The 18049-nt window shown below is 64.6% G+C and carries 16 protein-coding genes; 3 read left to right on the top strand and 13 right to left on the bottom strand.

The genetic code is table 11. From position 1 onward, the window contains the following. Positions 1-256: 256 nt before the first annotated feature. Positions 257-2101, top strand: a complete 1845-nt coding sequence (locus tag BUB09_RS12905) for a DUF1302 family protein (RefSeq protein WP_072898143.1) — start codon at positions 257-259, stop codon at positions 2099-2101. 336 nt (positions 2102-2437) lie between these two features. On the opposite strand, the gene BUB09_RS12910 is transcribed toward BUB09_RS12905, so the two are convergent. Both BUB09_RS12910 and BUB09_RS12915 read right to left on the bottom strand, forming a co-directional pair. Further along, positions 2438-2746, bottom strand: a complete 309-nt coding sequence (locus tag BUB09_RS12910) for a hypothetical protein (protein WP_072898144.1) — start codon at positions 2744-2746, stop codon at positions 2438-2440. 1 nt (position 2747) lies between these two features. Further along, the gene (locus BUB09_RS12915) at positions 2748-3548 is read right to left on the bottom strand and encodes an RHS repeat-associated core domain-containing protein (RefSeq protein ID WP_175550199.1); all 801 of its coding nucleotides are present in this window, start codon (positions 3546-3548) and stop codon (positions 2748-2750) included. 282 nt (positions 3549-3830) lie between these two features. Between BUB09_RS12915 and BUB09_RS12920 the strand changes: the two genes are divergently transcribed. Next, a complete protein-coding gene (locus BUB09_RS12920) occupies positions 3831-5384 on the top strand; it encodes a M28 family metallopeptidase (protein WP_084083419.1) in 1554 nt (517 codons plus the stop codon). After that, on the top strand, positions 5384-6685 hold the full coding sequence (locus BUB09_RS12925) for an alpha/beta hydrolase family protein (protein ID WP_072898147.1): 1302 nt from the start codon (positions 5384-5386) through the stop codon (positions 6683-6685). Before BUB09_RS12920 ends, BUB09_RS12925 begins: the two co-directional genes overlap by 1 nt. Here BUB09_RS12925 and BUB09_RS12930 read toward each other — a convergent pair. The 11 genes from BUB09_RS12930 to lgt all read right to left on the bottom strand — a co-directional run bounded on the left by BUB09_RS12930 (position 6680) and on the right by lgt (position 18018). Continuing rightward, positions 6680-7492 (bottom strand): helix-turn-helix domain-containing protein, encoded by an 813-nt coding sequence (locus tag BUB09_RS12930; protein ID WP_072898148.1) that lies wholly within the window; start codon positions 7490-7492, stop codon positions 6680-6682. The genes BUB09_RS12925 and BUB09_RS12930 overlap by 6 nt on opposite strands. Before the next feature lie 261 nt (positions 7493-7753). Then, a complete protein-coding gene (gene der, locus BUB09_RS12935) occupies positions 7754-9160 on the bottom strand; it encodes a ribosome biogenesis GTPase Der (RefSeq protein ID WP_072898149.1) in 1407 nt (468 codons plus the stop codon). A 6-nt stretch (positions 9161-9166) separates the two neighbouring features. After that, on the bottom strand, positions 9167-10324 hold the full coding sequence (bamB, locus tag BUB09_RS12940; protein ID WP_072898150.1) for an outer membrane protein assembly factor BamB: 1158 nt from the start codon (positions 10322-10324) through the stop codon (positions 9167-9169). Beyond that, positions 10324-10983 (bottom strand): YfgM family protein, encoded by a 660-nt coding sequence (locus BUB09_RS12945; RefSeq protein WP_072898151.1) that lies wholly within the window; start codon positions 10981-10983, stop codon positions 10324-10326. The genes bamB and BUB09_RS12945 overlap by 1 nt, the downstream gene beginning before the upstream one ends. Before the next feature lie 75 nt (positions 10984-11058). After that, positions 11059-12336, bottom strand: a complete 1278-nt coding sequence (hisS, locus tag BUB09_RS12950) for a histidine--tRNA ligase (RefSeq protein ID WP_072898152.1) — start codon at positions 12334-12336, stop codon at positions 11059-11061. Between the two features lie 52 nt (positions 12337-12388). Then, on the bottom strand, positions 12389-13486 hold the full coding sequence (gene ispG, locus BUB09_RS12955; protein ID WP_072898153.1) for a flavodoxin-dependent (E)-4-hydroxy-3-methylbut-2-enyl-diphosphate synthase: 1098 nt from the start codon (positions 13484-13486) through the stop codon (positions 12389-12391). Positions 13487-13508: 22 nt separating this feature from the next. After that, positions 13509-14501: a RodZ domain-containing protein gene (locus BUB09_RS12960; RefSeq protein ID WP_072898154.1), complete on the bottom strand. Its 993-nt coding sequence runs from the start codon at positions 14499-14501 to the stop codon at positions 13509-13511. Further along, entirely contained in the window at positions 14498-15274 is a 777-nt protein-coding gene (gene pilW / locus BUB09_RS12965) for a type IV pilus biogenesis/stability protein PilW (RefSeq protein WP_072898155.1), read from the bottom strand. The genes BUB09_RS12960 and pilW overlap by 4 nt, the downstream gene beginning before the upstream one ends. After that, positions 15271-16605, bottom strand: a complete 1335-nt coding sequence (rlmN, locus tag BUB09_RS12970) for a dual-specificity RNA methyltransferase RlmN (protein ID WP_072898156.1) — start codon at positions 16603-16605, stop codon at positions 15271-15273. Before rlmN ends, pilW begins: the two co-directional genes overlap by 4 nt. Positions 16606-16623: 18 nt before the next feature. Then, entirely contained in the window at positions 16624-17055 is a 432-nt protein-coding gene (ndk, locus tag BUB09_RS12975) for a nucleoside-diphosphate kinase (RefSeq protein WP_072898157.1), read from the bottom strand. Positions 17056-17205: 150 nt separating this feature from the next. After that, entirely contained in the window at positions 17206-18018 is an 813-nt protein-coding gene (lgt, locus tag BUB09_RS12980; RefSeq protein ID WP_072898158.1) for a prolipoprotein diacylglyceryl transferase, read from the bottom strand. Positions 18019-18049: the final 31 nt, after the last annotated feature.

Below are 18049 nucleotides of genomic sequence, written 5' to 3' on the forward strand. Positions count from 1 at the left end.
ACCCGATCCGGTGGGGCGCAGCGCCACGGCAGCGACCACAGTCGCCTAACAGGCGCTCCATACGGTCAGGCGCCTCACCGGAGCTTTGATTGCCGCATCGGATTCGCCACGCGCCGTCCTTGCCGATCCCCATCCCGCTCCGCTGCCTACCCCACAACACGACACGCGGCTCATATGCCGCTGCCGGCCGTTGCAACAAGGGCCACCCGGCCCGATTACCGGCGGGCCCAGCCCGACCCATAACGAGGAGAACTCCATGAGAAGCCGTCACTTACAAACGGTCACCCAGCGCTGCATGCTATTGGCGCTGAGCTTGGTGGCGGGCGCCGCCCAAGCCCAGTCGGCCAATACCGGGCAGTGGTACGGGGTCGATTACACGTTCAGCGGCAACCTGCGGCTGGACCAGGCGCTATCGACGTCGGACACCGAAAACCCGTTCAACCAGCGGGGCAACCTGTTCAACGGCGTACCGGTCGAGCGGAACTCGGTGATCGGCGTACAGGACACGGCGACCCGCAACGGCGTGCCGGCCGACAACGACCTGAACCTGCAACTGCTGCGCGGCGAGCTCAACGCCAAGTTCGGCCTGACGTCGTCGCTGGCGCTGGTCGCCAAGCTGCGCGGCGTCTGGGACCCGACGCGTTATCAGGAATTCGACCCGGGCGCCGTCGACAGCGTGGCGGCCGGACGGCTGTATGGGCGGCCCAACTACTTTGACTACGACGCCGAAGGCCAGGCGCATCCCAACCCGCTGGAATGGAGCGGCCGCGAAGGCATGGTCGACCTGCCGGCGCTGTTCTTCGAATACAACCGCGGGCCGTTGAATCTGCGCGCCGGCAACCAGCAGATCGCCTGGGGTCAGGCGATCTTCTTCCGCGTGCTCGATGTCGCCAATGGCCTGGACTTGCGGCGGCATTCGGCGCTGGACCTGGCACCAGAAGAGTTTTCAGACAAGCGCGTGCCGGCACTGGGCTTGCGCGGGTCGCTGCAGATCAACGATCAGTGGCTGCTCGACAGCTTCGTGCAGAAGTTCCAGCCGACGGTTCAAAGCAACCCCAACACGCCGTACAACGCGATCGCGTCGCAGTTCACCGTGCATGACCAGTTCGGCGCCTATGACAGCAAGTTCAACGCCGGCCTGCGGCTGAAGGGTGATTTCGGGCCGGTCGGTGTCCAGGCGATCGCCGTGCGCCGCTACAACCCGGACGGCGTCTACCGCTGGACCGAGTCGGGCGTGAACCGCGATCTGCCGGGCGCGCCCGGGTCGGGCGCGGTGCTGGCGCAAACCCCGTTTGAAGTCGACAGCACCGGCGTGTGGTCGGCCGAAGAGTGGTTTACCTATGCGGCCATGTCGCGGCTCGACGGCACCCAAGGCCTGAATTCGGCGGTCAACGAATTCCCGGCGGCCGCGCTGCTCGGCGCCTTTCCGGTGGCGACGCGCGATCAAGCGGCCCAAGAGCTGGACCTGTTCTTCCAGCTGTCGGGCAGCGGGCTGCGCGGCCATCTGGCGCGCGAGTACGTCCGCGAAACCAACCTCGGCGCTGGCGCCAGCTACGTGGTGTCGGCCTCGCCCGGGTCCTTGCTCGACCAGCTGATCATCAACGTGGAGACGCTGTACACGCCGGACCGCGCGTTCACCAATCCGTCGCTGAGCCGCGACTACTTGCGCCAGGACGAATGGACCACGGCCCTGGTGATGGAAAAGTACCAGCGCTTCGCCGAGTCGCTGCCGGCCACGTATCTGGTAGCGCAGTGGCTGCACAAGACACGCAGCGACCTGTTCGGCCGCAGCCTTGAAGGCATGGGCGGCGACCCCGACCGCACGCCGACTGGCTACTCGGGTGGATTCGACGCCGTGGTGCTGGCACTGCAGCAGCCATTCGCAAACCTGATCTGGCGCGCCGACCTGGCCCTGCTATACGACACCAAGGGCGGCCTGCTGGCGCAACCCGCACTGCGCTGGAAGCCCAACACCGAATTCACCGTCGAAGCCTTCTACAACTACGTGAACGGATCGCTACACGGCAACCCGAACAACAACACCCTGTCGACGTTCTCGTACGCCGACGAACTGACGCTGCGACTCGGCTACCAGTTCTGACCACGGCCGGCAGCAGCGGCGCCGGGCGGGGCCGGACGCTGCTGCTGCCGGAGGTTGCGAGTGGGGTTGTCGTCGTCTGGCGGACGGTCGTTGACGCACTATCGCTGCCCGCAAACGCTGCCACTTGAAGCGGTTGGTCGACGATCCGCTGACGTTTCTTTGGCCGCCTAGCGGAGGGAATCTATAAGCCCGGGCTGCAGCCGTGACCGGAGTAGCTCGGGATACGCCTGCTCGCGGCTATCCGTTGTTGTGCCGAACTACAGGCAATGCAGCTGCGGATGCAGCAGAAAGTGCGCCTCGCTCTGCGCGTTGAATCGATTAATGGTGGTCTGTCCCCTATTGTTCTTTTTCCCAAGGCTTCAGCAGGCTATCCAACAAGGTGACCGCGCGATTGATTAGCTTTTCGCCGTCCGCGTCAATTCGCCCATCTCTCATGGCTTGAGCGTAGGAATAGACTTGCTCGAGAATTTCCCATTGTTCTCTTAGGCGCTTTCGGGTTTCTTGATCCAAGGAGCCCAGCATCTTGAGTAACGCTTCGATGGTGGTAATTAGCTGCCGAAGAGGTATCGATCCAGCTTTAAACTGCGCGACACAGTCGGTCATCAAATTAAGCTGCCGCAAATCATTTTCTGAGGCTTTTATCATTTCAATATACCGTGATCACTCGGCCTGAGACGGTATCAGTAACTGCTGTTGTTCCGTTAACCGGGTCACGGAAGACTGTTGTACCCGGCTGATTGCCAGGAGTGGCTTCACCCGTTGCGATGGTGTTTTCTACAACCGACGGAGTCTGACCTCTGCCCTGCATTCGATCTAAGGAGTGACCAGAGTAACTACGCCCGGCAATATTTTCGGCTGAGTTTGTGCCTTTCGGGACATCCATTGGGCTCCTCTGGGAGCCAACAGGAGTCGAAGCGGGCAGCTCAGATTTAGTAGCAATCCGCGCTGACTCTGCCGTTTTCGTCAGCGCACCTTCCACTGCCTTTTCAACCGCCCTCCCTGCGGTGAGGGCTTGCGACGGATTCTTCGTGAAGGTCAGTACAACAGCACCAGCCGCGACGCCAGCCATAACCGCAGTTTCTTTCGGCGTTGGCGCCCGCATCTCAGTGCAGTTGCTGTTTGAAACGCAAGCCGCTTCCCGCCCGGTCGGATCGCTGAACCGGTACGGATTGTTGTTCCCATAAGCATACCGATTGAACGTAAACGGATTGTCGTCGACGAAGTGGATCGGGTCCGGGGTCAGGAAGCGGTGTTGCGATGGGTCGTAGAACCGGGCCTTCATGTACGTCAGGCGCGTCGCGTCGTGGGCGTGCCCGGTGTAGCCCACCGTGGTTTCCGATCCGTTGAGCTTGGCTCCATAAGGGTCGTAGTGCTCTTGCCACAGCAGCGCGCCCGTCCCCGAACTGGCCTTGCGTGGTGAGCCCAGAAGATCCGGGTGCAGATACACCGGCGTCGTCGTCGCACCCACCTTCGTCAGCTGAACCAGCGTCTGCCCGCCCAGTTCCAGAAAGTCCGTCTGTTGACTGCCGATCTGCCGGTACGCTCGGCGACCGCTGCGCGTGTACAGCGTGTATTCCGCCGTTGCTCCTGACTGAGGCGTGGTTGGCCGCGCTGAAGGTATAGCGCGGTCGCCGTGCCCCGATATCGCCGCCCAGGCGTTTTGTACAAGCGGGCTGTCAAGTGCGCCGCTAGCATCGCGTCCCAATATAAAAACAAGAGGGGACCCCGCATGCTCAGAACACCACTTCTGCTCGCCTGCTCAGTGCTGTTCGCACTGGCAGGCTGCGGCACCGCCGACAACGTGCCGATCAATATCATCCAGGCCTGCAGCAAGGATGATTCGGCCGTTGCGACCGGCATGCCGACTCAAGATCGCATTTACTCTTGGATCGAAGACTTGGTCAGCATCGGCTATCGGCGCACGGGGACCAAGGCGGGCTATGAAGCGGCGGCCTACGTAAAGTGCCAGTTCGAGTCGTTGGGTCTGGAGGACGTTCATTACGAATATTCGACGTCCTGGAGTTGGTCTGCCGATAAAGCCGCCCTATCCGTTGGCGGCACACCGGTTGATGCGTTTCCTTCTGCGTTTTCCTATCTGACGCCCAATGAACCATCGACTTTTTCGACAGGTCCACAGGGCCTGAACGCCGAGATGATCGATATCGGCCTGGGCACGCCGATCGAGCAGCAACTGAAGAACGTAAAGGGCAAGATCGTTCTGTTTGACCTGAAGTTCCTGTTGCCGACGGCAGGCTTGGCGCCGCTGATGGAATTCCTGTGGGACCCGACCTTATCGGTGCTGGATCGCGAGTTGTCGATCCTCGTTCCGAATCCTTACATCACGACCTACTCCACGGTGTTGCAGGCGGCAATGGACGCTGGCGCTGTTGGGTTTGTTGGCGTGATGGCGGACTACTTTGATTCCAATCACTACTACAACGAACTGTATCGCCGCACCGAAGTGACCATCCCGGGCTTTTGGGTGACGCAAAAAGAAGGGCAGCGTCTGAGAGAACAGCTGCGCAACGGTACGAGAGAAGCCCGCATCGTATTCGAGGGCTCACGCAAAGCCGTTGAAGCGCGCAGCGTGGTGGGCATCCTGCCTGGCAAAAGCGAAGAGACCATCATGGTGCAATCGCATCACGATTCCGTCTTCAAAGGGGCGGTGGAAGATGGCAGCGGCGTGGCGTCGGTGCTAGCCCAAGCGCAGTACTACGCATCGCAGCCCGCAGAATCGCGTGAGAAGACGATGCTGTTCGTGACCTTTGATACGCACTTCACCGGCTATCAGGCGCACATGGCGTTCGTGGACAAGTACATCGTCAAGAAGGAAACGCCATATAAGATTGTTGCCAATGTCACGCTGGAGCACATCGGCAAGCAAGGCATCAAAGGCCCCGACGGACAACTGGTGATCAAAGATCAGTCCGAGCTGCGCGGCATCATGAACAACTTTGGTCTGCCGATGAAGGTGGCGATGATCAATGCCATCATCAAACACGACCTGCGCCGCATGGCGCTATTGCAAGCCAATGTTCTTTGCGCCGTTGCTGGAATTCCAACCGATGCGTCCTTTGTGTGCGCCGAGGGCATACCGACGGCCAGCCTGATCTCGGGCCCGCTGTATCTGTATGACGAAGCCGACACGCTCGACAAGGTCGACCGCGAACAACTGGTGCCAGTCACCGAAGCGTTCATCGACATCATCGATGCAATCGACGCAACGCCCGCCGCATTGCTGGGCCTGCTGCCCGTCCCTGTCGTCAATCCGGTCGACCTCTGATGATGCGGTCCATCGTTGCGGCGGCGGCACTGGCCGCCGCCTGTGGACTGTCGGCCTGCGCGGGCGGAGATGACGGCGCAGCGGTCGGGCTCGACACTGTTGCCGAGCGGGCCCAACAGCTGCCGACCGTGGTGTCCATGTTCAGCCGCCCGCCTGCATCGCCTGCGTCCACGCAGTGGCCGGTGCTGCTGTCTCACGCTTGGTCGAGAACCGCGGACACCACCTTCCAGGGTGACACCAAGGTGTCGGGTGGCGAATACGATGCGTATGGTGTCAAAACGGCACTGGAGGCCGACGGCGTCATCGTTTATCAGCCGAACAAAATGATGTATGGCTCCCACGAAGATCGCGGCAGCCTGCTCTACAAGCGCTGCGCAGGCGACACGCTGGACGCGCGCCTGTGCAAGGGCCGCGCGCCGGTCGTCGAAGACGGCTTCTACGCGGCGATGGTCGACTACTGCGGCAGCCCGGTGAACCGTGAAAAGCACGCCTTCACGTCGGAAGGCGAGTGCTATCAGAAGGTGAAGTTCAACATCATCTGTCACTCGCAGGGCTGTCCCGACTCGCGATACATGATGTCGGCCATCACCAATGAATTAACGGGCCGACCCCTCTATCAAAGCGTGGCGAGTTGGACGTCCATGCTCGGAGCGAACAAGGGGACGGCGCAGGCTGATTTTGTCATCGAGGCGTCCGCGTCCTGTCTTAGCGATCAGTGCGAGTCCCCGCTGCTCGACCTGGCTTTCGCGGTCGACGAGTACAGCGGCAACCGATTCCTCAACGCGGAAGGAAGTAAATCCGTCGTCGCGCTCAGCACCAAGTACATGACGGTCACCACCGACATGAACTGCGATCCCGGCAAGCAGACCTGCCCGCCGAGCTTCAATCAGCGATATCCGTTACCGGAAGACCTTGCGCATCCGATCTACTACCAGACGTTTTCCACTTCGATCCAAGATATCACGCATCCCTGCTACCAGAAGGATCAGTTCTTCTGGCGCATCATTCTCGATCGTGAAGGCGAGAACGACGGCAACATCTCGGTGACGTCACAGGCGTTCGAGTTTTACGGCCCGGGCAGCACCGGCGGGAGAACGCCGGTGAAAGCACGCTACGTCTATGGCGATAGCCTGACGACGACACGGTCGCATCCCGGCTTGAATCATATGTCGCTCAGCAGCTCCGACGTGCCCGGCCTGCCTGGCGTGAGTTGCATGGGCGAAGATAATTCCGACTTCGCCTTCAGCAGAATCAACTTCTATCGCAACGTGGTCACGGAGTTGGCGAACCTGGGCCTATGACGCTGCATCCGGCGCACAGTGGATCAGGCTGACGAAGTTCGGATCGATGACGTTGGTCGGGTTGATCCCAAAGACTTCGTTGAAGGCGTGATCCACATGCGACAGGTCGTGGAAGCCGGCATCCATCGCCACTTCGGTGAACTGGCGCCCGCGCTGCCACATCAAGCAGCCGCGCCAGACCGCCAGCCAGCGAGCGTATTGCTGAACGGTAAAGCCCACTTCCTTCTTGAACAGATAGCGGAGTCGCGACTTGGATAGATGGGCTTCCCTGGCCAGAACGTCGGCCTCGACCTCGTTCAGTGGAAGTGTGGCCAAGGCATTCAGTACGCGCTCGATACGAGGATCAACCGGGCTCTTCTCCTGTATGGGCTCACCGAGCATCGCCTCGATCACATCATCCATCAGTTGGCGTGCTTGCGCCGGCCGCAACTCGCCGCTGGCAGCGAGCCGGATGGTCGGCAACAAGTGCTCGAATCGATCGATCGCGAAGTCGACGACATCTCGGTTTTTCAGCAGCGCTTTTACCTGCTTCATGCCCGCCGCTTCGACGGGTATGTAGAACAGCGCGATATCACTTTCAAACGCGATCAGCTGGTTTCTGACGGCGCCGGGCGCAACCAACGATGCCCGCGTCACCAACTTCTGCCCGTTGACCTCAATCGAATAGGGCTTTCCACAAGCAATCCGCAGCGTGGCGCAAAGAGGCGAAGTCGGCCTGTCCAGCAGCAGAGAAGGCGCCAGCAGAATCAGGCTGCACGGCCAGTAATAAATGATGATGCCCTTAGGTGCCGAATGCTTGATCTGCATGACGTATTTTAGGCCCCATTACGAACGGACCGCTCGTTGCTGCGGTCGTCGAAGGCTGGCTGATCTTCCTCAGCGCGGATCATGTGCAGCGCAATCGCGGACAGCAACCCGCGATTACGGCGGATCATCGGGGCACTACTTTCAGATCACGAACGCAGTCTGCCTGACCGGACGATCATGCTCCGTCAGTCAGGGTCGCATCGTTTAAAAGCGGCGGGCCGCGATCGCCGATCGCCGGGCGCGCGCCGCACGCAAGCGCGACTACTTGAAGCGCTTGATCATCCGCTGACGCTTCTTGACCTGGCGGCCGGTCAACACGTTCTTTTTGTCCTTGAACGGGTTGTCGCCAGTCTTGAACGTCAGCACCAGCGGCACGCCCTTGAGCTCGAAGTGCGCGCGGAACTCGTTGGCGAGGTAGCGCTTGTAGGTCGTCGGCAGCTTGTCGGTCTGGTTACCGTGGATGACGATCTGCGGCGGATTGCTTCCGCCCTGGTGCGCGTAACGCAGCTTGATCCGGCGGCCGAGCACCGCAGGCGGTGCGTGGCGGTCGACGCTGCGCTCGAGGATGCGAGTCAGCTCGGGCGTGGGCAGGTCCTTCATCGTCGATTCGTAGGCGACCTTGACGTCGCGCATCACCACGCCGACGCCGGAGCCGTGGCGCGCCGAGATGTAGTGAACCGGCGTGAAGTCCAGAAACGGCATCTTCAGCCCGACCTGGTACTTGGCCTGCTCGCGGTCACCGGAATCGAGGCCGTCCCACTTGTTGACGGCCAGGATCATCGCGCGACCGCGTTGGGCGACCAGGCCCATCAGCCGAGCGTCCTGCTCGCCGATGTCAGCGTGAGCATCGACGACAACGATCACCACGTGGGCGTTCTCGATCGCTTGCAGCGTCTTGATGATCGAAAATTTCTCGATGACTTCTTCGACGCGCGACCGACGCCGCACGCCAGCGGTGTCGATCAGCGTGTAGGCGTTGCCCTCGTATTCGAACGGCACGCGGATCGCGTCGCGCGTGGTGCCGGGCTTGTCGGCGGCCACGACGCGCTCTTCGCCGATCAAGCGGTTGACCAGCGTGGACTTGCCGACGTTGGGGCGGCCGACGATAGCGACGCGCACCTCGCCTTCGATGTCCGGCAGCGTCGCGTCGTTGGCTGGGAACTTGCCCATGACCGAGCGCATCACGCTGACGATGCCGTCGCCGTATTCGGCGGACACCGGCTGCGGCTCGCCCAGGCCCAGCGCGTAGAAGTCCGCGACCATCGTGCCGCGGTCGTTGCCGCGCGCGCGGCCTTCGGTCTTGTTGACCAGCAGCGTGATCGGCTTGCCGAGCTTGCGCAGCTTGCTGGCGATGGCCTCGTCGCTGCTGTGGCGGCCAGCCGGCGCGTCGGTCAGAAAGAAGATGTGGTCGGCTTCTTCCAGCGCCATCTGCGCCTGCTCTTCGGCCAGCGCCGCGAGCGGGTCGGCCGATTCCGGCATCAAGCCGCCCGTGTCGACGACGATGAAGGCCTTGTCTTCGAACACGCCGCGGCCGTACTGACGGTCACGCGTCAGGCCGGCGTAGTCGGCCACCAGCGCGTCGCGCGTGCCGGTCAGACGGTTGAACAGCGTGGACTTGCCGACATTGGGTCGCCCCACCAATACCAGTACGGGGAGACCCGATTGCATGTCGATTTACTTCTTCTGAAGCTGGATTGCCGCGAGGCGACCAGCGGAGTTGAGCACGTAGAGCACATCGCCCGACACCACCGGCTTGGCGGTGATCGGGTCGCTGCCCAAACGGCTGCGGCCGACGATGCGGCCGTCGGAGGGGTCCATCCAATGCAGATAGCCTTCGTAGTCGCCGACGACGACGTAGCCGTCGAAGTACGCCGGCGGCGAGGTGTGGCGATACAGCAGCGATTCCTGCTTCCAGGCGGCGGCGCCACTGCGGCCGTCGAGGCCCCAGATCACGCTGCTCTCGTCGGAAACAAACACCTTGCCGCCGCCTTCTTCGAGGCTGTTGAACGATTTGACGCCGCGGCGCCAGGCCACTTGTCCGCCGGCCGGCTCTAGGCAAGCCACTTCGCCACCGAAGCTGGCCACGTACAGGCACTGCTCGCCGAGCACCATGTCGCCGTCGATGTCGACCAGGCGGTCGAGCACGGTGCGGCCGCTCGGGACGCTGATCGCCTGCTCCCAACGCGGCGTGCCGTCGGCCAGCGTCAGCGACACCAGACGGCCGTTTTCCATGCCGATGACGACGGTCGGACCGATGATCATCGGCCGCGACAGGCCGCGCAGCACCAGCTCGGGCACCGTGCGGTCGAACGTCCACTGGCGTGAGCCGTCGCTGGCCGACAAGCCGAACACGCGGCCGTCAACCGAACGCGCGACGACGATGTTGCCCTCGCCAACCGGCGTGCCGAGCACTTCGCTCGACAGCGCCGCGCGCCAGACTTCGGCGCCGTCGGTGCGCTTGAGCGCAATCACTTCGCCTTCGAGCGTGCCGACCAGAATCAGGTCACCACTGACACCGGGGCCGGCCGCGATGCGGGCCTTGGTGTCGACCTTCCACAGCGTCTTGCCGGTTTCGGTGCTGAACGAATACACGCGACCCTTGAGGTCGGCGCCGTAGACGGCGTCGATCTGGGCGTTGGGCGCCAGCTCGGTGAAGAACTCGTCGCTGCCGTTGCCGACGCGTGCCGTCCACAACGTGCGCGGGCTGACGGTGGGCTTGTCGACCGCCACCAGCTTGGCAGGCTCGCGCACCTTGCCCTTGGACGAGCAGGCGCTCAGCGCCAAGGACGACAGCAGCGCTGCCGCCAGCACCATTCGCACGGTCAGACGCATCAGGATTTCACCGGTTCGGCGGCAACGGCCGCATCCACGGCCAGATCGTCGAGCTTCTGCTGCAGCAGCGCGCGGTTGGCGGCCGCTTCGGGCGCGCTGTCGAGCGCGGCCTGATACGCCTTGCGCGCGGCATCGCGGTCGTTCTTGGCGTAGGCGATGTCGCCGCGCAACTCGGCGTACAGGCTGGCGTAGTCGCCGGCGTCACCGTCGAGCAGCTTGAGCGCCTCGTCGGGCTTGTTCTGCTGCCACAGCACGCGGGCCTTGCGCAGCACGGCGAGCTGGCGGATGCCGTTCTCGTCGCCATGCTCGGCGACCCAGTCCAAGCGCAGCAGCGCGGCGTCGAAGTCACGCGCGGCGACCTTGACGCTGGCCAAGCGCAGCGCGGCGGCGCTGGCGTACGGCGTGCCGGCGTACTGCGCCTGCAGCTTGTCGGTGATCGCGACGGCATCGTCGGTCTTGCCGGCGGTCAGCGCCTTCTTCAGGTCGTCATACATTTGGGCGCCGGCCAGTGACTGGCGGTCCTGGTAGGCCTTCCAGCCCTGCCAGCCGCCGATCGCGCCAAAGCCGATCACCAGGCCCGCGGCCAGCGCCACCCAGTTCTCGCGGAACCAGCGCTTGAGGTTCTCGAGTTCTTCTTCTTCGTCCAGATGAGTGGCCATGGTGTCGGGTTGTTGCTCGTGGAAGATCAGGCCGCGCAGCGCGGCGAGGACAGCGGTCGAATGGGACAGGCCGTGCTACTGGCGGCCTAACAGACTGCGCAGCAGCGCCGGCAGTTCAGCCCAACTGCAGGTTTGCTGCGGGGCGGCGGCATCGCGCAACGATTTTACTTGAACCTGCCCGGCAGCGGCCTCGCTGTCGCCGAGCACCAGCGCGTAGCGGGCGCCACTGCGGTCGGCGCGCTTGAACTGGGCCGGCAGCTTGCCACCGCCGACGTTGAGCTGAATACCGGCGCCAGGCAGCGCATCACGCAGCGTCTCGGCCAACGTGGCCGCCGCCCGCTGCGCCGTCTCGCCGAGCGTGCACAGATAGACCGCCGGCCCAAACGTGCGCGCTTGCTGCTGCGCCTGCAACAGCAGAATCAGCCGCTCGACGCCGCTGGCCCAGCCCACGGCCGGCGTCGGCCCGCCGCCCAGGCTCTCGACCAGGTTGTCGTAGCGGCCGCCCGCGCAAACGGTGCCCTGGGCGCCCAGTTCGGTGGTGACCCACTCGAACACGTCCTTGGTGTAGTAGTCGAGCCCGCGCACCAGGCGCGGGTTGACGACGTGGGCCACGCCCATGTCGCTCAGCCCCTGACGCAAGCCGTCGAAATGCGCGGCCGATTCGGCGTCGAGATAGTCGAGGATGCTCGGCGCGTCGCGGACGATGTCCTGCGTCGTCGGCACCTTGGAATCGAGCACGCGCAGCGGGTTGCTCAGCAAACGGCGCCGTGAGTCGTCGTCGAGCGAGCTTTCATGGCGCTGCAGAAACTCGATCAGCGCCGCGCGGTAGCGGCTGCGCGTGTCGCCGGTGCCCAGCGAGTTGAGCTGCAGTTCCAGTCCGCCGAAGCCGAGCTTCTTCCACAGCCGCGCCGACATCGCGATCAGTTCGGCGTCGACGTCCGGGCCGGCGATGCCGTAGGCCTCGACGTTGAGCTGGTGAAACTGCCGGTAGCGACCCGCTTGCGGCCGTTCGTAGCGGAACACCGGGCCGGTGCACCAGATGCGCTGCTGCTGGTTGTGGAACAGGCCGTGTTCGACGCCCATGCGCACCGCGCCCGCGGTGAACTCGGGGCGCAGGCTGATGTGCTCGCCGCCACGATCCTCGAACGAGTACATCTCCTTCTCGACCACGTCGGTGACTTCGCCGACGGCGCGCTTGAACAGGTCGGTGCGCTCGACCACCGGCAGCCGGATTTCGGCGTAGCCATAGTCTTCGAACACGCCGCGCGCCGTGTCATGCAAGTGCTGCCACAGGCCGGAGTCGGCTGGCAGCACGTCGTTGAAGCCGCGGATGGACTGGATTTTCTGCGCCATGGTGGGGTTCGGGTTGTGCCGCGCGCGGGGCTGCCGCGCGGCCGGGCCGCGGTCAGGTCGTCTGCGCCTGCTTGCGGGCGGCGATCTTTTCGCGCACCAGCGCGTCGAGGCGGTCGACCAACTGGTCGTTGTGGACTTTCTGCTGAATCGTGCCGTCGATGTAGACCGAGTTCGGATACCCGCCGGCGACGCCGATATGCGCTTCGCGCGATTCGCCGGGGCCGTTGACCACGCAGCCGATCACGGCGAGGTCCAGCGGGTCGGCGATGTCCTCGAAGCGGCGTTCCAGCTCGGCCACGACCTTGACCACGTCGAAGTTCTGCCGCGAGCAGCTCGGGCAGGCGACGAGGTTGATGCCACGGCTGCGCAAGTGCAGCGACTTGAGGATGTCCCAGCCGACCTTGACCTCTTCGATCGGGTCGGCCGCCAGCGAAATGCGGATCGTGTCGCCGATGCCGTCAGCCAGCAGCATGCCCAGGCCGATCGAGCTTTTGACCGCGCCCGAGCGCAGGCCGCCGGCCTCGGTGATGCCCAGGTGCAGCGGCTGGTCGATCAGCGTGGCCAGCTTGCGGTAGGCCGCGACGGTCAGAAAGATTTCGCTGGCCTTCAGCGACACCTTGAAGTCGTTGAAGTTGTGGCGCTGCAGGATTTCGACGTGGCGCAGCGCCGACTCGACCAGCGCATCGGCATTGGGCTCGCCGTACTTTTCCTGCAGGTCGGCTTCCAGTGAGCCCGCGTTGACGCCGATGCGGATCGGGATGCCGTGATGCCGTGCGCAGGCGATCACTTCGGCGACCTTGGCCTCGCTGCCGATGTTGCCGGGGTTGATCCGCAGGCAATCGGCGCCGGCTTCGGCGGCGGCGATGCCGCACTTGTAGTTGAAGTGGATGTCGGCCACCAACGGCATGTCGCCAACGCGCTGCTTGATCTGCTGGAACGCGCGCGCCGCTGCCAGCGTCGGCACCGACACGCGGACGATATCGACACCGGCGCTGCGCGCGGCTTCGATCTGCGCGACCGTGGCCTCGACGTTTTCGGTGTCGGTGTTGGTCATCGTCTGCACCGAAATCGGCGCATCGCCGCCAACCGCCACGCGGCCGACCTTGATCTGGCGGCTCTTGCGGCGCTCGATCTTGTGGTGCGCGGTCATTGCCATGGCCGGTACCGGTTCGCTATTGGCGCGGCGCCAGCGGCACCGTGAAGCGCGCCGTGGCGCTGTCGCGGATCAGCGCCTTGATGTCCACCGTGGCGCCCTGGTACTGCACCTGCACGCCCGGCGCATTGCCGAGGAACACCGCATACGGCGGCTGACCGTCGAGCATCTGCCGTTCGCCAGCCTGGACCACGCGATTGAGCAACACGCGGCCGTTGGCGTCCTCGACGCGGGCCCAGGAAATCGACACGAAGTTCAGCAACAGCTTGCTGCTGCCGGCCTCGGTGGAGATCGGCGCCGGCGCGGCGGGCTTGATCGCGGCAGCAGGCGGCGGGGCCACCGCTTCGGTAGCCGCCGGTGCCGGCGCCGGGGACGACGACAGTGCCGCGCCGAACGAGGCATCGGGCTCAGGCGCCGGCGGCGTCGATGCGGCCGACGGCAACGACGTCGATCCGGTGGGGGCGGGTGGCGGCGGAGTCGACGGGCTGGTCAGCGCGTCGACCGGCTGATCGCCGGTGGGCGTGACCGCCGGTGCGGCGTTGTCGACCGTCGGCAGCGGCATGCCCAGCAGCGGAGCGCGTTCACCGCGCAGGTACCACAACACGGCGCCGGCGATGACCGCCACCAGCGCCACCATGACCACGCTGCTGAAACGGCGGGCCGTGCCTTCGCTGCCCGTGCCGAGCCGCAACTTGGCCGGCGGCGTCAGCGGCCGCGGCTGCACTCGCGAGGTGTAGGCCGCCATCAGCGCCTCCTCGGGAATGTTCAGCACCTTGGCGCACTTGCGGTAATAGCCGCGGACGTAAACCGCTTCGAGCAGCGCGGCGAAGTCGTCGCGTTCGAGCGCTTCGAGCGTGCCGCGGGCGAGCTTGGTCTGGCCGGCCAATTCATCGAGGCTCAGCTTGAGCCGGTCGCGAGCGGCACGGATCAGCGTGCCGGGACTCTCCGAAGTCGGCACCAGCGGTACGGCGGGCGCGGAGGCGACGGGTGCTTGAGGAGTGTCGACGTTCATGGTGACGGTGCGCGCGGCAGGTTGCCGCTCTCTTCGGATTCGGGAAATTCTTTACGTAGCCGCTGCTCATAGGCGCGGGCCGCCACAGTATCGCCGAGCGCATGCTCGGTGAGGGCGCCAATCAGCAAAGTTTCTGGCGTGGGCGCACCGACCTGCTGGTAGCGCTGCAGGAACGCACGCGAGCGCAGGTAGTCCTTGCGCTGGTAGGTCAGCCACGCCATCTGCGCCAGCGCGTCGGCAAAACCGGGGTTGATCTGCAGCGCGGCGCGGAAGTCGCGCTCGGCGCCGTCCAGGTCGGGCTTCTTGCGGGCGCAGACGCCGGCATTGGTCAGCGCGACTTCAGGGGTGCGATAGGCCTTGTCCTGGGCCGCTTCGCGGAAGTAGCGCACGGCCTCGTCGGCGCGCTGGTGCGCGCACAGGAACACGCCGTAATTGTTCTTGACCAGCGCATCGGGCGTCAGATCCAGCGCGCGTCGATAGTGCCGGTCGGCCAGTTCGTCGTCGCCACGACGGGCATAGACGAACGCGATCGTCGAATGGGCATCCGCCAGCCGCGGGTCCTGATCGAGGGCGCGCTTGAGCTTTTCGAGCGCGAGGTCGTCCTGGCCCTGGCGGGCGTAATCGATGCCGAGCTGGGTGTTGAGCCGGGCCGCTTCCGCGTAGTCGACCTGGCCGCTGTTTTCGACCGTGCCACGCTCGGTGCTGGTGGTCGTGACACAGGCCGCCGGCAGCCACAGCAACCCTGCCAGCAGAAGACGGACGCGGCGTGTCATCGACCGTTCGACGCCGCGACGCTTCCGATCTCGACCTTGACGCCGACGTCGCGCAGGCGCTGCTTCTGGCGCGACTGCACCCGACCGACCAGCTGGCCGCAGGCGGCGTCGATATCGTCGCCGCGCGTGCGGCGCGTGGTCACGAGGATGTCTTTGTCGCGGAGAATCTCCGCGAAGCGGGCGATCACATCGGACTTGGAGCGCCGGTACTGCGTCTCAGGGAACGGGTTGAACGGAATCAGGTTGACCTTGGCCGGCATGCCGGCGAGCAGCTTGGCCAGCTGCCGCGCATGGTCGGGCTGATCGTTGACGCCGTCGAGCATCACGTACTCGTAGACGATGTGCATCTTGCGATCTTTGCCGGCCGTGTAGCGGCGGCAAGCGGCCATCAGCTCGGCGATCGGGTACTTGCGGTTGATCGGCACCAGCTTGTTGCGCAGCTCGTCGTTGGGCGCATGCAGCGATACGGCCAGCGCGGTGTCGCAGTCGCTGCGCAGCCGGTCCATGAACGGCACCAGGCCCGAGGTCGACACGGTGACGCGCCGCTTGGACAGGCCAAAGCCGAAGTCGTCCTGGAGGATGCTGATCGCGGTCAGTACCTGCGCATAGTTGGCCAGCGGCTCGCCCATGCCCATGAACACGACGTTGGAAATGACGCGCTCGTTCTGGAAGTCGCCGCCGAGTGTCTTGGCGGCAAACCACACCTGGGCAACGATTTCGGCCGCCGTCAGATTGCGATTGAGCCCCTGCTGCGCGGTCGAGCAGAACGAGCAGTCCATCGCGCAGCCGACCTGGCTGCTGATGCACAGCGTGCCGCGGTAGCGCCCTTCGGTGCTGGTCGACGGGCCAGGCTCGCGTGTGGCCCGGTCCGTCGATGGCAGGCTGGCGACATCGCCCGGCCCGCCGCCGGCGCTGCGCTCGGCGCGCTTGGCGGCCGATCGTTCAAGGCGAGCTTCAAAGTCGCCTTCGGGAATGAATACGGTCTCGATGGCATTGCCGCCGTCGAGTTTGAGCACCCACTTGCGGGTGCCGTCGGTGGATACCTGCTCGGCGAGCAGTTCCGGGTGAAAGATGTCGAACGTGGCCTTCAAGCGTGTCCGAAGGTCCTTGCCGACATTGCTCATCGCGTCGAAGTCGTCGACGCCGCGCCGGTAGATCCAGCCCATGATCTGGTCGGCGCGATACGCGGCTTCGCCCATATCGGCGAACAGCGCGCGCATCTGGGCGCGGTCGAGGCCGAACAGGTTGACCTTCGCCCCTGCGGCAGCCGGACGGGCCGCAGCAGGCTGCGGCGACGTCGGCTCGGGGGCTTCGGGGGTCAGATCCTGCACGGCCTCATCCTGGCTACTTCAGCGGGTGCGCGGCGACAGTTCGGTGGCGCGGAAGAAGTACGCGATCTCGACGGCGGCGTTCTCGGCGCTGTCGGAACCGTGCACGGCGTTCTCGTCGATCGAGTCCGCGAAGTCCGCACGGATCGTGCCCGGAGCGGCCTTCTTCGGGTCGGTGGCGCCCATGATGTCGCGATGCTTGGCGATCGCGTCTTCGCCTTCGAGCACCTGGATCACCACCGGGCCGCTGATCATGAACGACACCAGGTCCTTGAAGAACGGACGGTGCGAGTGGACGGCGTAGAAGCCGCCGGCTTCCTTTTCCGTCAGGTGGGTCATGCGCGAAGCGACGATCTTCAGGCCGGCCTGCTCGAAGCGCGTGTAGATCTGGCCGATCACGTTCTTGGAAACGGCGTCCGGCTTGATGATGGAAAGGGTGCGTTCGACAGCCATCGGATAATCCTATTGAGTTGAGCGGGTGTACTGCCCGGGAGCCCCGGGCGAAAGAGGAACAGCGCTGCGGAGCTGCCAAACGGCAGCCGCGACGCCAGAACAGCCCTCCATTTTAGTCGCCTGGGGGCTTGCGCGGCAATCGGGACCGTGTCAGGCAGGACGGGTCTGCGGCCGGCCGTAAGCCAGCGCCAGCATCGCGGCACCCGCCAGCAGCATCGGAATGCACAGCACCTGCCCCATCGTCAGCCAACCGAAGGCCAGATAACCGAGCTGCGTGTCCGGCGTGCGGACAAATTCGACAGCCCACCGGAAGCTGCCGTATAGCACCAGAAACAGGCCGGAGACGGCCATCGGCGGGCGCGGCTTGCGTGAAAACCACAGCAGCAAGCCCAGCATCACGGCGCCTTCGAGCAGCGCTTCGTAGAGCATCGACGGGTGCCGCGGCAGGCGCTGCGGATCGGTCGGAAACACCATCGCCCACGGCAGGTCGGTCGGCGCACCCCACAGCTCGGCGTTGATGAAGTTGCCGATGCGGCCGGTCAGCAAGCCCACCGGCACGACCGGCGCAATAAAGTCCGCGACCTGGAAAAACGTCAGCCCCCGGCTGCGCGCGTACCAGGCCATCGCCACCAGCACGCCGATCAGGCCGCCGTGGAACGACATGCCGCCTTCCCAGATGCGGAAGATCACCAACGGATCGCTGAGGATCACCAGATGCCCGGCGGCGTCGACGTTGTAGAAGAACGTGTACCCGATGCGCCCACCGAGGATCACGCCGAGCACGATGAAGAACAGCAGGTCGGACAGCGCTTGCGGCGAAAACGGCGAGAACGGCCGCCGGCCCCGCCGCAGCGCCAGGTAATAGCCACCCCAGAAGCCGATCAGGTACATCAGCCCGTACCAATGCACCTTGATCGGGCCGAGCGAAACGGCGATCGGGTCGATCTGCGGGTACTGCATCATCGGGACGCTCCTGGTTCGGCCGTCGGCGGCG

The organism is Hydrocarboniphaga daqingensis (assembly GCF_900129825.1).
Lineage (GTDB): Bacteria > Pseudomonadota > Gammaproteobacteria > Nevskiales > Nevskiaceae > Hydrocarboniphaga > Hydrocarboniphaga daqingensis.

What these genes read in the sequence shown, in the direction of transcription:
- BUB09_RS12920 (WP_084083419.1), top strand. Translation starts at nt 3,831, where the DNA reads ATGCTCAGAACACCACTTCTGCTCGCCTGCTCAGTGCTGTTCGCACTG.
- ndk (WP_072898157.1), bottom strand. Translation starts at nt 17,055, where the DNA reads ATGGCTGTCGAACGCACCCTTTCCATCATCAAGCCGGACGCCGTTTCC.
- BUB09_RS12960 (WP_072898154.1), bottom strand. Translation starts at nt 14,501, where the DNA reads ATGAACGTCGACACTCCTCAAGCACCCGTCGCCTCCGCGCCCGCCGTA.
- bamB (WP_072898150.1), bottom strand. Translation starts at nt 10,324, where the DNA reads ATGCGTCTGACCGTGCGAATGGTGCTGGCGGCAGCGCTGCTGTCGTCC.
- pilW (WP_072898155.1), bottom strand. Translation starts at nt 15,274, where the DNA reads ATGACACGCCGCGTCCGTCTTCTGCTGGCAGGGTTGCTGTGGCTGCCG.
- der (WP_072898149.1), bottom strand. Translation starts at nt 9,160, where the DNA reads ATGCAATCGGGTCTCCCCGTACTGGTATTGGTGGGGCGACCCAATGTC.
- BUB09_RS12925 (WP_072898147.1), top strand. Translation starts at nt 5,384, where the DNA reads ATGATGCGGTCCATCGTTGCGGCGGCGGCACTGGCCGCCGCCTGTGGA.
- hisS (WP_072898152.1), bottom strand. Translation starts at nt 12,336, where the DNA reads ATGGCGCAGAAAATCCAGTCCATCCGCGGCTTCAACGACGTGCTGCCA.
- BUB09_RS12910 (WP_072898144.1), bottom strand. Translation starts at nt 2,746, where the DNA reads ATGATAAAAGCCTCAGAAAATGATTTGCGGCAGCTTAATTTGATGACC.
- ispG (WP_072898153.1), bottom strand. Translation starts at nt 13,486, where the DNA reads ATGACCGCGCACCACAAGATCGAGCGCCGCAAGAGCCGCCAGATCAAG.
- BUB09_RS12930 (WP_072898148.1), bottom strand. Translation starts at nt 7,492, where the DNA reads ATGCAGATCAAGCATTCGGCACCTAAGGGCATCATCATTTATTACTGG.
- BUB09_RS12945 (WP_072898151.1), bottom strand. Translation starts at nt 10,983, where the DNA reads ATGGCCACTCATCTGGACGAAGAAGAAGAACTCGAGAACCTCAAGCGC.
- lgt (WP_072898158.1), bottom strand. Translation starts at nt 18,018, where the DNA reads ATGATGCAGTACCCGCAGATCGACCCGATCGCCGTTTCGCTCGGCCCG.
- BUB09_RS12905 (WP_072898143.1), top strand. Translation starts at nt 257, where the DNA reads ATGAGAAGCCGTCACTTACAAACGGTCACCCAGCGCTGCATGCTATTG.